The following is a 15,789-nucleotide window of genomic DNA, read 5'->3' as shown; positions in this document are numbered from 1 at the left end:
GGGGCGCCATGCCCGGGTCCCCTTCGTGCTTCAGGCCGCCTCGAGCCCTTCGAGCGGCAGCTCCACCACGAACGTGGAGCCCGCGCCCGGCTGGCTGTCCACGGAGATGCGGCCGCCGTGCGCCTCCACCACCTGCCGGGCGATCCACAACCCCAGGCCCAGGCCGCCGTAGTTGCGCCCGGGCACCGCGCGCTCGAAGCGCTCGAAGATGCGCGCGCGGTCCGCCTCGCTGATGCCAATGCCCTCGTCGCGCACGATGAGGCGCGCGGTGCCTTCCCCGGCGGCCACGCGCACCGCGATGGGGCGGCCCTGGCCGTACTTCGCCGCGTTCGTCAGCAGGTGCGTCACCACCTGGTCGATGCGCAGCCGGTCGTACCGGCCCACCAGCGGCGCGCCCGCGTCCAGCGTCACCGTCACCCCCGTCCGCGCCATCTCCTCGCGCAGCCGGGCCACCGCGTTGCCCACCACGGCGCTCAGGTCCACGTCGTTCAGGTCCAGCGCGAGCCGGCCGGTGGTGAGCTGCGACACGTCCAGCAGCGTCTCCATCAGCGCGTGCAGCCGCCGCACCTGCCGGCCGGCGGACTCCAGCGGGCTCTTCGCGCGGCCCAGCGCGTCCTCGCCCAGGCTGCGCTCCAGCCGCTCCAGGTGCAGGCGGAAGGCGGCCAGCGGCGTCTTCAATTCGTGGCTCGCCACCGCGAGGAAGTCGTCCCGGGCCTGGACGCTCTCGCGCAGCGACTGGGACAGCAGCTCCTGGCGCAGGACCTCGCGGCGGGTGCGCGACAGCTCCAGCATGGAGCGCACGCGCGCGACCAGCTCCCGGGCGCTGAAGGGCTTCACCAGGTAGTCGTCCGCGCCCGCCTCCAGCCCCTCCACCGCGGCTTCTTCTCCGGCGCGGGCGGACAGCATCACCACGGGGACGGCGCGCGTGGAGGGCCGCTCGCGCAGGCCGCGCAAGAGCCCGAAGCCGCCCAGCCGGGGCATCATCACGTCCGTCAGCACCAGGTCCGGCGGGCTCGCGCGCGCGGCGGCCAGCGCGGCCTGACCGTCCGTCGCCAGCGTCACGTCGAACGACGGTGACAGCACGCGCTCCACGTACTCGCGCATGTCCGCGTTGTCGTCCACCACCAGCACGCGCGCCCTGGGGGCCTCCACGCCCGGGGCCTCCTCATCCCTCGGCGCCGGCACCGGCTCCAGCGCCCGGCGCACGGGCTCCGCCTCCGACCAGCGCTCGGCCTCCTGGAGGAAGGGGCGCGCGCCCAGGGCGGTGGAGTCCTGCTGGCGCGCGGCCTGGATGCGGTCCGCGGGCAGGTGCGCGTGGCCCCGGGGGAGGCGCACGGTGAAGGTGGTGCCCCTGCCCTCCCCGCTCTCCACGCTCACGTCGCCGCCGTGCAGCGCCACCAGCTCGCGCACCAGCGCCAGCCCGATGCCGGTGCCTTCGTGGGTGCGGCTTCGCGCGTTGCGCACGCGGTGGAAGCGCTCGAAGAGGCGGGGCAGCTCCTCCTGGGGGATGCCCGTGCCCGTGTCGGTGACGCGCAGGAGGACGTCGTGGCCCCGGTGCTCCTGCCGCACGATGATGCCGCCCTCGAAGGTGAATTTGAGGGCGTTGGAGAGCAGGTTGAAGACAACCTTCTCCCACATCTGCCGGTCCACCCAGACGGGCTCCGGCAGCTCGGCGCACGCCACGCTGAAGGACAGGCCGGTGCGCTCGATGGCGGAGCGGAAGTGGCCCGTGAGGTCCCGGGTGAAGGCGGCCAGGTCGGTGGGCTCGAAGCTGGAGTCGATGCGGCCCGCCTCCAGCCGGCTGAAGTCCAGCAGCGTGTTCACCAGCCGCAGCAGCCGGCCCGCGTTGCGGTGGACGAGCTCCAGGTCCTTGCGCGCGCCTTCCGTCACCGGCACCTGCGCGAGCACGTCCTCCAGCGGCCCCAGCATCAGCGTGAGCGGCGTGCGGAACTCGTGGGAGATGTTGTGGAAGAAGGCCGTCTTCGCCCGGTCCAGCTCCGCCAGCGCCTCCGCGCGCTGGCGCTCCTCCTCGTAGGCCCGCGCGTTGCGCAGCGACGCGGCCACCTGCGCGCTCAACAGCTCGCTGAAGGAGGCATGGCCCTCATCGAAGGCGCGGTTGGGGGACAGCGCCGTGACGAGCACCCCCAGCGGCGCGGCCGTGCTGGAGCCCGCGAGCGGCTGGAGGAGCAACGTGCCCACCGCGTCACCAAACGGCCCGCCCTTCAGGGACAGGAGCGCCTCCAGCCCGTCGCGCAGCACCCGCTCCCCCGCGAGCGCGCGCAGGAACGGCGCCGCCATCCGGGAGCTGGCGTCCAGCGGCACGGACTCCGGGCACAGGGGACCGCCGCGTTCGATGCCCACGGCCCCGTACAGCGTCAGCGACCTGCCGTCCGCTTCGCGCAGGTAGAGGAGCGCGCACGGCACGTCCAGGGGATGGTCCGCCAGGGCGGTCACCACGTCGCCGCAGGTCTTCGTCACGCTGCGCGTGTCCGCCGCCTGGGCGGACAGGTCTCGCAGCAGCCGCGTGCGCCGCTCGCTCAGCACCTGGGGCGTCACCTCCGCGCACACCGCGAGCATGCCGCCGATGGCGCCCGTGTCGTCGTAGGCGGGCGCGTGGCTCACGTCGAAGTAGGACTCCTCGCGGTAGCCGCTGCGGTTGAGCAGCAGCCGGAGCGCGGGCACCCAGCTGGCGACGCCCGTCGTCATCGCCTCGCGCACCAGCGGCTCCAGCGAGTCCCACGCCTCCGCGAGCGTGTCCCGGATGTCCGTGCCCAGCGCGGCCGGGTGCTTGTCGCCAATCACCAGCGAATAAGCGTCGTTGTAGAACTGGGTGAGCCGCGGTCCCCAGGTCAAAATCATGGGGTAGCGCGACCCGAGCAGCGTCTTCACGAGCATCTTGAGGCTCGTGGGCCAGGAGGCCACGGGGCCCACGGGTGACGCGGCCCAGTCGTGCGTGCGCACCAGCGCGTGCATCTGGCTGCCGCCGGTGAAGAGGGTCTCCGGCGTCTGCGGCGGAACGTCCTGGCTCATCGCGGGCGTTGCTCCTCACATCAGCGAGCCATTCCCCTATGCCGGGTCCTGGTGGCTTCCCACTGGAAATTTGCCCATCCGTTCGGAGTGGAGCACCTCCCGGGCGCCCGGCTGGCCGCCTGCCTCCGGAAGGCGGGCGGGCTGTCCTCCGCCGGGTACCGGTCCCACCTTGGAGGGGATGATGACATCCCCGCAGGCCGAGTCCCGCGTACTGCGCGAGAAACATCCCACCGAGGGGGCGGAGCGAGGCCGGCTGTCGCCCCGCCGGGAGGCGCTGCTCCAGGCGCGCATCAAGGACCTGTCCCTTCGGCTGGGGGGCACGCCCCTGGAGCGCTACATCGCGCAGCTCCACGCCGAGTTGGAGGCGAAGGGCATCTCCTTCAAGCCCCAGTGCTACCTGTCCGACGAGTGGGGCTGTCCCTCAGGGGTGCCCGTCATCGGCCTGCCCTTCTACCTGGCGGATCCGGAGCTCCTGTCCATCGAGGCGGAGCTGGGTGGGAGCGCGGAGACAGAGGCCGAAATCCTGATGTACCTGCGCCACGAGGCGGGCCACGCGTTCAACTACGCCTACCGCCTCTATGACACAGACGAGTGGCGCCGCGTGTTCGGCGACTACGGTCGGCCGTACCAGGACGACTACAAGCCCCGGCCCTTCTCGCGCCGGTACGTCTTCCACATCTCCGGCTGGTACGCGCAGAAGCACCCGGACGAGGACTTCGCGGAGACCTTCGCGGTGTGGCTCACGCCGGACAGCGACTGGGCGAAGCGCTACCAGGGCTGGGGCGCGCTCAAGAAGCTCCAGTACGTGGAGGACACCGCGAAGCGCCTGGGCCGCACGACGCCGCCCGTGCAGTTGGCCGAGCCCGACTTCACCACCGAGGAGATGGAAGGCACCGTCCAGGACCACTACCGCCAGCGCGAGCTGGACGAGAAGGTGGACGTGGAGCTGAGAAACGCCTTCGACCACGCGCTGGAGGACATCTTCTGGGGCCCGGGTGAGGCGCCGGTGAGCGCGTCGACGCTGGTGCAGGCGGAGCGCCAGCGGCTGCTCTCCACCGTGGGCCACTACGCGGGGGTGAGCCGGGGCGTGGTGCGCGCGCTCGTGGACCACCTGGCGGAGCGCACCGCCGCGCTGAACCTCACCCTGCACCCGGACGACAGCCGCGAGGCGGCGATGCAGCTCGCGTCGCTCGTCACCGTGCTCGCGATGAACTACCTGCACACCGACCGCTTCTTCGAGGACTGACCATGCCCGTGAAGTCCCTTCGCATCGCCATCCTCCACTACCAGTCCAAGGAGGATCCGCCCGACCCGGTGGTGAAGCAGGTGGGAGCCGCGCTGCGCGCGGCCGGCCATGAGCTTTCGGAGGTGCGCGTGGACGAGAGCGTCTCCGACCTGGTGCGCAAGGTCACCAGCACCCGCGCGGACCTGGTGTTCAACCTTTGCGAGACGTTCGCGGAGGACTACCGGCTGGAGGTCAACGTCGCGGCGGTGCTGGAGCTGGCGCGCGTGCCCTTCACGGGCGCCGGCACCGCGGGCCTGCTGCTCGCGCAGGACAAGGTGCTCACCAAGCAGCTGCTCCAGTTCCACGGCGTGCTCACGCCCCGCTTCGCCACCTTCGACGGCACGTCGTTCCAGACGAGCGGCGACCTGTCCTTCCCGCTGGTGGTGAAGCCCGCGCGCTCGGATGCCTCCATGGGCCTGGGCGTGGAGAAGGACATGGAGGGGCTGGCCCGGCGGGTGAAGAAGATCCGCCAGGAGTACGACGACGAGGCGCTGGCGGAGGAGTACATCGAGGGCCGCGAGCTGTACGTGGGCGTGGTGGGGGACACGGCGGCGCCCGAGGTCCTTCCGGTGGTGGAGCTGGACTTCGGCTCCCGGTGGAACCGCAAGCGGATGAAGATCGCCAACCGCGAGGTGAAGTTCGGCCCGGAGACGCCGGGCAGCCCGCACCTGGTGCTGCCCACGGACCTGTCGGACGAGCTGCGGGGCCGCATGGAGCGCGCGGCCATCACGGCGTTCCGCGCGCTCAAGCTGCACGACTACGCGCGCATCGACTTCCGCGTGTCCAGCCGCAGCAACGAGCCCTACCTCCTGGAGGTGAACCCCAACCCCTACCTGGAGACCCAGTGCGAGGTGGCCATGGGGGCGAAGGAGCGCGGCGTGAGCTACGAGGCGCTCGTGCAGCGCATCGTGGACACCGCGGCCCGGCGCTACGGCCTGGGCGTGGGGCCCAAGGCCACGGCCGGTGCGCCCCCGAGGGAGCCGGCTCCCGCCCCGCACTGAAAGCCCGCGCCAGACGTCCCGCGCGGGAGTGACGCCCCCACGGCACCGGGCCCGGATTCCGGTGGCCCGGCCAGGGGCGTTGCTCTATGGGGGAGGCGTGCTCCACCGTCAGTTCCTGGACCATGCGAAGGCCGTGGCCCGCTTCGCGCCCGTGCGGCCCGCGGTGAAGGCGGGCCTGCGCGCCGCGCTCGCGTTCTTCGTCCCCACCGTCGTGGGCACCGCGCTGCACCTGCCCGCGACCCTGTGGCTGGCGATTGGCGGCTTCAACACGTCCTTCGTGGACAAGGGCGGCTCCTACCATGCCCGCTTCCGCGCCATGGGCGGCACGGCGCTCGCGGCGGCGGTGTCCGCGGTGCTGGGGGGCCTGGCGGGAATGAACCCGGCCCTGGCCATTCCCGCCACGCTGCTGTGGGTGACGGCGTGCAGCTTCGCGGGCGTGTACGGCGCGGCGGCGAACCTCACCGGCAACATCGCCGCCACCACCTTCGTCATCGCCCTGGGGCTGCCCGCGGACAGCGCCGTGCAGGCGCTGGAGTCCGGCCTGGCGGTGCTGGGCGGCTCCGCGTGGGCCATGGTGCTGTCGCTGGTGCTCTGGCCCATCCGCCCCTACCGGCCCGCGCGCAAGGCGGTGGCGGCGTGCTTCGACGCGGTGGCGGACTACGCGGAGGGCCTGTCGCGCACGGTCCAGGGCGCGCGCGAGGACGCCTGGCAGGCGCTCATCCAGGAGCAGCACGGGCGCATCCGCGAGCTGCTGGAGCTGGCGCGCACCACGCTCGCGGCCACGCGCAAGGGCCGGGGCGAGCGAGGCCGGGGCGAGCGGCTGCTGGTGCTGCTGGAGTCCGTGGACGCCATGTTCATGGGGCTCATCGCGCTGGGCGAACAGTTGGAAAGCCTGGGCCCACCGGTGAGCGGCCCCGTGGGCGACCCGCGCGCGGCGGTGGCCGTGGCGCTCCTGGACTGCGCCAACACGGCCAGGGACCTGGTGCGGCTGGTGGAGCAGGAGGGCCGCAGCCGCAGGCCCCAGCCGGAGTGGGACGGACGCGCGCTGCGCGACGCGCTGGGAGACCTGGACGCGCGCGGGCTCGTCACGCGGCTGGAGCGGGCGCGGCTGTCGGACATCGCGCGGCTGCTCACGGAGCTGCGCGAGCGCGCGGACGTGGCGCTGGACACCGCGTGCCGGCTGCCCGGCCCCCTCACCAGCGCCCCGCCTCCCGCGCGCGAGCTGGCCGAGGAGTCGCACGCGTCCCTGTGGGATCCGGTGCGCGCGCACCTCACGCTGGATTCAGAGGTGCTGCGGCACGCGCTGCGCGCGGGGCTCACCACCACGGCGGCGGTGTACGTGGCCAGCGTGTTCCGTCCGAACCACGGCTACTGGGTGACCATCACCGTGCTCACCATCATGCAGCCGTACACCGGGCCCACCTTCCTCAAGGCGCTCCAACGCGTGCTGGGCACGGTGGTGGGCGGCCTGTTGGCCATCGCCGTCGCGTCGTGGCTCCAGGACCCACGCGCGATGATGGGCCTGTTGTTCTGCACCGCGGCCCTGTGCGTGAGCCTCATCCCGCTCAACTACGGGCTGTACACCATCTTCGCCACGCTCACCTTCGTGCTGCTGGCGGAGATGGGCAGCGGGGACTGGACGCTGGCGCCGGTGCGCATCGTCAACACGCTCATCGGCGGCGCGCTGGCGCTCGCGGGCACCTTCTTCCTGTGGCAGCGCTCGGAGCACCAGCGCTTCCCGGCGCAGATGGCGGACGCGCTGAGAGCGGACCGCGAGTTCTTCGACGTGCTGGCCCGCGCCTGGAGGCAGGGCGGGCCACCGGACCCGGCGGCGCTGGCGGAGGCGCGCCGCAAGCTGGGGCTGGCCACCATCAACGCGGAGACGTCCTTCCAGCGCCTGCTCACCGAACCGCGCTGGCGCATGGAGGCGGTGGAGCCGCTGATGACGCTGCTCACCTTCACCCGCCGCTTCGCCGCCGTCTGCACCCTGCTCGCGTCGCGGCGCTCCGTGCCCACCACCCCGGCGGTGCAGGAGGCCCTGTCGCGCTTCGCGCGCGCCATGGACGCGAGCATGGAGGACCTGGCGGACTCCGTACACCACGGCCGCCGCCCCAAGCCCCTGCCCGCCTTCGACGCGCTCATCGGCTGGAACATCCCCACCCCGGACGCGGCCGGCGCGGCGCTGGGCGCCGAGGCCCCCCTGCTCCAGTCCCAGTTGGAGCGGCTGAAGCGCCAGCTCACCGTGCTCCACACCGCCGCCATGCGCCGCCTGGAGGCCATCCGCGATTAATGAGCTTTAGTAGAACAGCCAGAATAGACTGCGAGACTCCCCTTGGCGTCTGGAGTCCCCCATGTCTGCCTGGTTGTCCCGCGTTTCCCTTCCGGGTTTGCTGCTGACCGCCTCCACCCTCCTGCCGCCCTCCGCGAGCGCGGCGAACGAGACCGTGCGGGTGTGGCTGACGACGACGTCTGGCGGCACGCTGGCGAAGAAGCTCAACGCGGAGGCGAACAAGACGTTCGGCCCGGAGACGGGCAGCGCGACGGCCATCGACGTGAACGAGGGCGTGACGTACCAGACCCTCGACGGGTTCGGCGGCGCGCTCACGGACTCGTCCGCGTGGCTCATCTTCAACTCGCCGCAGCGCACGGCCATCATGAACGACCTGTTCAGCGTGGCCTCGGGCGCGGGCCAGAGCGCCATCCGCCTGCCCATGGGCGCGTCCGACTTCGCTCGCAACCACTACACCTACGACGACACCTGCTGCGACCTGAACGACTTCTCCGTGGGCCACGACACGGCGTACATCCTGCCGCTGCTGAAGCAGGCGCGCGCCATCAACCCGGAGGTGAAGGTCTTCGCGCTGCCGTGGAGCGCGCCCGCGTGGATGAAGTTCAACAACTCGCTCACCGGCGGCGGCTACCTGCGCAACGATTTGTACGGCACCTACGCGAACTACTTCGTGCGCTTCGTGCAGGCCTACCAGGCCAACGGCGTGCCCATCCACGCGCTGAGCCTCCAGAACGAGCCGCACAACGCCAACGGCGGCTACGCGACCATGCAGATGGAGTCCAACGACCAATCCGTCTTCGCGGCGCAGCACCTGCGCCCCGCGCTCAACGCCGCGGGCTTCAATGGCGTGAAGGTGATTGCGTGGGACCACAACTGGTACGACGGCTCGGGCCCCGCGGGCTACCCGCATGAGGTGATGGCCTACAACGGCGGTCAGGCGCAGAGCGCCGTCGCGGGCGTGGCCTACCACTGCTACGAGAGCCCCGAGGGCAGCTACAGCGTCCAGTCCGCCTTCCACGACGCGTACCCCACCAAGGAGGTGCACTTCACGGAGTGCACCGGCGGCTTCTGGGCCACCAACGCCGCGGCGAACCTGGAGTGGGCGCTGCAGAACAACCTCTTCGGGCCGCTGCGCCACTGGTCGCGCACGTCCTTCTACTGGAACCTGGCGTTGGATCCGAACCACGGGCCGCGCGTGGGCGGCTGCGCGGACTGCCGGGGCATGTTCACCGTGGACAACGCCAACGGCACGTACACGCGCAACGAGGAGTACTACGCGTGGGCACACCTGGCGAAGGTGGTGCGGCCGGGCGCGGTGCGCGTGGGCGCCACGTCCCTGGGCAACAACAACATCGAGACGCTCGCCTTCCGCAACCCGGACGGCTCGCGCGCGCTCATCGCGCTGAACTCGAATGACGGCGCCACGCTGTCCTTCAAGGTCCGCTGGAACGGCCAGGCCTTCGAGTACACGCTGCCGCCGCGCTCGGTGGCGTCCTTCCAGTGGGGCGGGACGTCCAGCCCGCAGGGGCCGTGGTACCGGCTGGTCAACAAGGCCACGGGCAGGTGCGTGGACATCGTGGGCCCGTCCGCGGCGGACGGCACCGGGCTGCACCAGTGGGCGTGCCACACCGGCTCGAGCCAGCAGTGGTCCCTGGTGGCCACGGACAGCGGCTATTCGCGGCTGGTGTCTCGCTACAGCGGCAAGGCGGTGGACGTGGCGGACGCGAGCCCCGCGGACGGCGCGCGCGTGCAGCAGTGGTCCTGGGCGGGCGGCGCCAACCAGCAGTTCAAGCCGGTGGCCACCCCTGGCGGCTACACCCGCTTCGAGGCCCGCCACAGCGGCAAGGTGCTGGATGTCAGCAACTGCTGGACGAGCGGCGACGGGGCCGCTGTCCAGCAGTGGGTCTGGTCCAACAACGACTGCCAGCAGTTCCGCCTGGAAGCCGTGCCCTGATCAGGGCGCCTGACCTTCCGGGCGGCAAGCCGGCCACGCGCCGATGCCCGGCCCCCTGCGTCCGTCAGCCCGCCTGGGGAAAGGCTGACGGTTCCAGCGGAGGATCCGTCCTGGGGGCAACATCCGAGGGGCCGCCCGGCGCACTCCCGCCAATCTTTTTCGATGCGGGTGGTTCCATTCGCCGTCCGCGCCCCCACTGTTCCCGCCGTACGCCTGTGAATTCCTCCGACGTGAAGAACGCCCACGGCCGCACCGCTATCACGGTCCTCAACGTCAATGACGACGCGGCCACGCGGTACCTGCTGAGCCTCACCCTGAAGCAGGGCGGCTACCAGGTGCTCGAGGCCGCGGGGGGCCGCGAGGCGCTCCAGCTTGCCCGGGGTCTGCCCGACCTGGTGCTGCTGGACGTGCACATGCCGGACATCGACGGCTACGAGGTTTGCCGCCGCCTGCGCGCGGACGAGGCCACGCACGACCTGCTCATCGCCCACCTGTCGTCCGTGTCCGTCAAACGCGAGGACCGCGTGCGGGGCCTGGCCCAGGGCGCGGACGCGTACTGGACGCGCCCACTGGCGGAGGACGAGCTGCTCGCCAACATCGAAGCGCTCCTGCGCCTGCAGGCCCGCGCCCGGGATGCCGTGCGCGCGCGCGACCGCTTCCTCCGCGTCGCCGGGCACGAGCTGCGCACGCCCCTCACCGTGCTCCGCCTCAACCTGGAGCGCGCGGTGGAGATGGTGACGGCCGACGCGGAGGCGGGCAGCCCCATGCAGAAGCGGCTCGCCCCCGCGGTGCGCCAGCTCACCCGGCTCCAAGGCCTGGTGGAGAGCCTGGCGGACGTGACACGCCTGTCCACGCAGGACGTGGCGCTCGTGGTGGACACGGTGGACCTGTCCCAGCTGGTGCGCGAACAGGTGGAGCGCTTCCAGGCCCCGGCCCGCAGCGCGAACGTGGCCCTGACGGCGGAGCTGCCGGACGCGCCCGTCCTCCTCTTCGGAGACCGGCGCCTGCTGGAGCAGGCCGTGGGCCACCTGTTGTCCAACGCCATCAAGTTCGGGGAGGACCGGCCCGCGAAGGCGCGCCTGTCCACGCACGAGGACCACGCGGTGCTCGCCGTGGAGGACCAGGGCGTGGGCATCGCGCCGGAGGACCACGCGCGCATCTTCCACCGCTTCGAGCGCGTGCCCTCCGGAGGCCGCTTCGAAGGGCTGGGGCTGGGGCTCTTCCTGGCCCAGGAGATCGCCGCCGCGCACGACGGCACCTTGACCGTGAAGAGCGCCCTGGGCCAGGGCGCGTGTTTCGAGTTGAGGCTCCCCCTGCATCGCACCCAGAGGTACTGACGTCTCCAGAGGAGAAGGATTCGTGTCGAACACCGAAGACGCGGACGGGAGCAAACCGTCCGGCGAGGGCAAGAGCCCGGCGAAGCGCCTCGTCACCAACGTGCCCCGGCTGGACTTCATCACCAAGGGCGGCCTCATCCAGGGCTCGTCCTACGCCATCATCGGGCCCCCGGGCTCCGGCAAGACGGTGCTGGCCAACCAGATCGCCTTCCAGCACGTGAAGAACGGCGGCAAGGCGCTCTACGTGACGCTGCTGTCGGAGTCGCACGGGCGCATGCTGGAGAACCTGTCGCAGATGACGTTCTTCGACGCCAGCGTCATCCCGGACCGGCTCCAGTACCTCAGCGGCTACCGCGACCTGGAGCGCGACGGGCTCAAGGGCCTCCTGGAGCTGCTTCGCAAGAACGCCCAGGCCCACGGCACCACGCTGCTCATCATCGACGGCATGGACGCGGCGAAGGAGTTCGCCCGCTCGGACCTCTCCTTCAAGCGCTTCCTCCAGGACCTGCAGACCTTCAGCAGCATCCTGGGCTGCACCACGCTGCTGCTCGCCCCGCACCATGAAGGGGAGATCCACCCGGAGAACACCGCGGTGGACGGCATCTTCGAACTGTCGCTGTGGCTGCACGGCCCCCGCGCGGTGCGCGAGCTCATCGCCATCAAGTTCCGCGGCGGACCGTCCCTGCTGGGCCGCCACGAGGTGGAGATCTCCAACCAGGGCATGGTCATCCACCCGCGCACGGAGGTGCAGTTCGCCCACCCCGCCGCGGAGGGGCGCGAGGACCGCATCCGCATGCCCTTCGGCATCCCCCGCCTGGACGAAGCGCTCCGGGGCGGCGTGCTGTCAGGCTCCACCACGCTGCTGCTGGGCGCGCCCGGCACGGGCAAGACGCTCCTGGGGCTGCACTTCCTCCTCCAGGGCGCGCGCGAGGGCCAGCCGGGCGTCTACTTCGGCTTCTTCGAGACGCCCCCCCGCCTCATCGAGAAGGCGGAGGGCACCGGCATGGGGGACCTCAAGAAGTACGTGGACGAGGGCCTCATCGAAATCCAGTGGCAGCCGCCGCTGGAGCACAACATGGACTCGCTGGCGGAGAAGCTCCTGGAGCGCATCGAGGAGCGCAAGGTGGACCGCCTGCGCCTCTTCATCGACGGCGTGTCCGGCTTCCGCTCCGCGGCGGTGTACCCGGACCGCCTGAGCCGCTTCTTCTCCGCGCTCACGCACCAGCTGCGGATGATGGACGTCACCACGCTGTACTCGGATGAGACGCCGCTGTTCAGCCCCGGCGTGGACATGCCCCAGCCAGAGGCCGCGTCCACCGTGGAGAACGTCATCCTGGTGCGCTACGTGGAGCTGCGCTCGCAGCTCTACCGGCTGCTCTCCATCATGAAGATGCGGGAGAGCGCCTACGACAGCGGCATCCGCGAGTTCTCCATCTCCGAGAAGGGCATCCGGGTCGCGGAGACCTTCGAGAGCGCGGAGAGCATCCTCACCGGCCACGCGCGCCTGTCCGGCGGAGAGGCCGCCCAGCCCGGCCGCGTGAAGGCCCCCCTGGGCGCGAGGAAGAAGCAGGGCCGCAAGGCGCCCGCGAAGAAGAAGCCAGCCGCGAAGAAGGCTCCGGCGGGCGCGTCCCGGCGGAGGCGTTCATGAAGACCGTGCTCGTCGTGGACGATGAGCTGGACATCGCCGAAGCCATCCAGGCCATCCTGGAAGAGGAGCAACTGCGCGTCGTCATCTGCGGCAACGGCCGCGAGGCGCTGGCCAGGCTCAAGGAGGAGAAGCCCGACCTGGCCATCATCGACGTGATGATGCCGGTGATGAACGGCTACGAGACCATCGACGCCATCCGCAAGGACGGCACCCACCACTTCCCCATCCTCGTCATGAGCGCCATCCAGCCGCCCAGGGCCAAGATGGAGGAACAGCAGTGGGCCGGCTTCCTCAAGAAGCCCTTCTCCCTGAGAGACCTGGTGGACACCGTGGCGAGGCTGACGCCGTCGTAGGTGGCTGTCTCACGATTTCAGCTCAAAGCACCCGCGGCGGGCAGGCAGCCGGCGCGGGTGCTTCCGGTTGAAATCGCAATATCGCGCGCGCACAGTGGGTGCACCTGACGCGACGCATCCATGCCCACTGAAGTCGAGACGACGCCCTCCCGCGAGCCGGGCCTGTTCCGCCTCACCTGGCCCATCTTCTTCGAAATCTTCCTCTTCATGCTGATGGGCACGGCGGACACGCTGATGCTCAGCGGTGTGTCGGACGCCGCCGTGTCCGCGGTGGGCGTCGTCAATCAGTACGTCTTCATCTGCATCCTGGTGATGGAGGTCGTGAGCCACGGCGCGTCCATCGTCGTGTCGCAATATCTGGGCGCGAAGCGGAGCACGGAGGCGGCGCGCATCGCGGCGCAGGCCATCACGATGAACTTCCTCCTGGGCCTGGCGGTGAGCGGCGGGCTCTTGTTGTCCGCGGACGCAATCCTGGGGCGAATGAACCTGGAGCCCCGGACGCTGGCGTACGCGAGCACCTACTGGCACATCGCGGGCGGCTTCCTGTTCCTGCAGGCGCTCATCAACGTCTTCTCCAGCCTCATCCGCACGTACGGCTTCACGCGACAGTCCATGTACGTGGCCCTGGGCATGAACGTGGTGCACGTGGTGGGCAACTGGGTGCTCATCTTCGGGCACTTCGGCATGCCGGCGCACGGCGTGGCGGGCGCGGCCATGTCCACCGTCTTCAGCCGCGCGATGGCGGTGGGCGTCTTCGCGTGGATGCTCTGGCGGGTGATGGACGTGAAGATGAAGCCCACGCACTTCGTGGCGCTCACGCGCGAATACGTGCGCAAGATCCTGCGCGTGGGCGTGCCGTCCGCAGTGGAGCAGATGACGTACCACGCGTGCCAGACGGTGTTCCTGTACTACGTGACGTACCTGGGCCCGGTGTCGCTGGCGTCGCGGCAGTACGCCAACGCCATGTCCCAGTACGTCTTCCTGTGCAGCCTGGCCATCGGCATGGGCACGTCCATCCTCGTGGGACGGCTGGTCGGCGCGAGGCGCTCCCAGGACGCGTACGCGCGCGTGCTCAAGAGCCTCAAGTGGAGCATCGGCATCACGGTGGCGGTGGACCTGACGGCCATCCTCTTCCGCGAGCCGCTCATCCGCCTCTTCACGCATGACGGCGACATCCTGCGGCTGACGTCACAGGTGTTGGTGCTGAGCCTGCTCTTGGAGACGGGGCGCTCGTTCAACCTGGTGCTGGTGAACGCGCTGCGCGCCGCGGGTGACGCCACCTTCCCGGTCATCATGGCGGTGCTCTCCATGGTCTGTATGAGCCTGCCCCTGGGCTACTACCTCGTGTTCCACCTGCACCTGGGGCTCGCGGGCGTGTGGCTGGCGGTGGCCGCGGATGAATGGACGCGCGGCCTGGCCATGTGGATGCGCTGGAAGAGCCGCGCCTGGGAGCGCCAGTCCCTGGTGTCCCCGGCGGAGGCGCCGGTGGTGATGGCGCACTGAAGAGGGCTTGAAGGCGCGCCCGCCCTGCACGCCTGCACGGGGCGGCCGGGCGCGTTGCATCCCAGGCCCCTTCCGCTGGCCCCGGCGCATCCCACTTTTGGTGAGCCGCGTTACAGGCCCATCCAGGAGGAGCGCATGCTCGCCGTCGTCTACAAAGAGAACAGCCAGGTGAAGGTGGAGGAGGTCGAGGATCCGAAGCTGGAATCTCCCACCGACTGCGTCATCCGCGTCACCTCCGCCGGCATCTGTGGAAGTGACCTGCACATGTACGAGGGCCGCACCACGTCCAAGGCCGGACAGGTGTTCGGCCACGAGAACATGGGCGTCGTGGAGCAGGTGGGCCCCGGCGTCAGGAGCATCCAGAAGGGCGACCGCGTGGTGCTGCCCTTCAACATCGCCTGCGGCACCTGCTTCGATTGCGTGCGTGGCCGCACCGAGGCCTGCCTCGTCGCCAATCCGGAGGCGCCCCACGCGGGCTACGGCTACGCGGGCATGGGTCCGTACCGCGGAGGACAGGCGGAGCTGCTCCGGGTGCCCTGGGCGGACTTCAACTGCCTGAAGCTCCCTGGGCAGCCGGGCGACGACCTGGAGGACGACTTCCTGCTCCTGTCGGACGTGTTCCCGACCGCGTACCACGGCACCGAGCTTGCGAACGTGCGGCCGGGCGCCACCGTGGCCGTCTTCGGCGCGGGGCCGGTGGGCCTGCTCGCGGGCTACTGCGCGCTCTTGCGCGGCGCCTCGGAGGTCTACGTGGTGGACAGCGTCCCGGAGCGCCTGGCCAAGGTGAAGGAGATGGGCGCCATCCCCATCGACTTCACGAAGGGCGACCCGGTGAAGCAGATCCTGGACCTGCGCCGCGGCAACCCGCTCATCATGGGCGCGCTGCGCCCCGGTGAGGAGAAGGCCCTGGGCGTGATGTGCGGCATCGACGCCGTGGGCTACCAGTCGCGCGACATCAAGGGCGCGGACTCGCACGGCGGCAAGGAGAAGCCCACCCAGGTGCTGGAGCAGCTGGTGGAGCTGGTGAACCCCACGGGCTCCATTGGCGTCATCGGCGTCTACATCGCCCCGGACCCCGGCGCGCCGGACGAGAACGCGAAGCAGGGCATCTACCCGCTGCCGTGGGCCAAGGTGTTCGACAAGGGCATCACCGTGGGCACCGGCCAGACGCCGGTGAAGCGCTACAACCACTTCCTGCGCGACCTCATCATCGCGGGCCGCGCCCGGCCGAGCATGATCGTCAGCCACCGCCTGCCGCTCCAGGACGCCCCGGACGCGTACAAGAAGTTCGACGCCCGCCGGGACGGCTACACCAAGGTCATCCTCAAGCCCCAGCTGAGCCCCAAGGCTCGCGCTTGAGGGGCCTTGTCCCCAGGTCCAGGCCCCAG

General features: G+C 70.7%; 10 protein-coding genes. 9 read left to right on the top strand and 1 reads right to left on the bottom strand.

All coding sequences use genetic code 11. From position 1 onward, the window contains the following. Nucleotides 1–30: 30 nt before the first annotated feature. The gene (locus JYJ93_RS17260; RefSeq protein ID WP_206792671.1) at nt 31–3,030 is read right to left on the bottom strand and encodes an ATP-binding protein; all 3,000 of its coding nucleotides are present in this window, start codon (nt 3,028–3,030) and stop codon (nt 31–33) included. Between the two features lie 178 nt (nt 3,031–3,208). Here JYJ93_RS17260 and JYJ93_RS17255 point away from each other — a divergent pair, with 178 nt between their 5' ends. The 9 genes from JYJ93_RS17255 (at nt 3,209) to JYJ93_RS17215 (ending at nt 15,760) form a co-directional block, all read left to right on the top strand. After that, a complete protein-coding gene (locus tag JYJ93_RS17255) occupies nt 3,209–4,276 on the top strand; it encodes a putative zinc-binding metallopeptidase (RefSeq protein WP_242543841.1) in 1,068 nt (355 codons plus the stop codon). Between the two features lie 2 nt (nt 4,277–4,278). Continuing rightward, complete coding sequence (locus JYJ93_RS17250) at nt 4,279–5,316, top strand: ATP-grasp domain-containing protein (RefSeq protein WP_206792668.1); 1,038 nt, start codon at nt 4,279–4,281, stop codon at nt 5,314–5,316. 97 nt (nt 5,317–5,413) lie between these two features. Then, a complete protein-coding gene (locus JYJ93_RS17245) occupies nt 5,414–7,606 on the top strand; it encodes an FUSC family protein (RefSeq protein WP_206792666.1) in 2,193 nt (730 codons plus the stop codon). Between the two features lie 61 nt (nt 7,607–7,667). Continuing rightward, complete coding sequence (locus tag JYJ93_RS17240; RefSeq protein WP_206792664.1) at nt 7,668–9,560, top strand: RICIN domain-containing protein; 1,893 nt, start codon at nt 7,668–7,670, stop codon at nt 9,558–9,560. A gap of 230 nt (nt 9,561–9,790) precedes the next feature. After that, the gene (locus JYJ93_RS17235) at nt 9,791–10,897 is read left to right on the top strand and encodes a hybrid sensor histidine kinase/response regulator (protein WP_269012484.1); all 1,107 of its coding nucleotides are present in this window, start codon (nt 9,791–9,793) and stop codon (nt 10,895–10,897) included. Between the two features lie 22 nt (nt 10,898–10,919). Beyond that, nucleotides 10,920–12,545 carry an ATPase domain-containing protein gene (locus JYJ93_RS40805; protein WP_206792660.1) on the top strand — a complete coding sequence of 542 codons (1,626 nt, stop codon included), beginning with the start codon at nt 10,920–10,922 and terminating at the stop codon, nt 12,543–12,545. Next, on the top strand, nt 12,542–12,898 hold the full coding sequence (locus JYJ93_RS17225) for a response regulator (protein ID WP_206792659.1): 357 nt from the start codon (nt 12,542–12,544) through the stop codon (nt 12,896–12,898). The genes JYJ93_RS40805 and JYJ93_RS17225 overlap by 4 nt, the downstream gene beginning before the upstream one ends. A 120-nt stretch (nt 12,899–13,018) precedes the next feature. After that, complete coding sequence (locus tag JYJ93_RS17220) at nt 13,019–14,401, top strand: MATE family efflux transporter (RefSeq protein ID WP_206792657.1); 1,383 nt, start codon at nt 13,019–13,021, stop codon at nt 14,399–14,401. A 135-nt stretch (nt 14,402–14,536) separates the two neighbouring features. After that, complete coding sequence (locus JYJ93_RS17215; protein ID WP_206792654.1) at nt 14,537–15,760, top strand: glutathione-independent formaldehyde dehydrogenase; 1,224 nt, start codon at nt 14,537–14,539, stop codon at nt 15,758–15,760. Nucleotides 15,761–15,789 lie beyond the last annotated feature (29 nt).

Source organism: Corallococcus sp. NCSPR001, assembly GCF_017309135.1.
Classification (GTDB): Bacteria; Myxococcota; Myxococcia; order Myxococcales; family Myxococcaceae; genus Corallococcus.
Note: the sequence above shows the minus strand (reverse complement) of the source record. Positions and strands in the feature narration are given on the sequence as shown.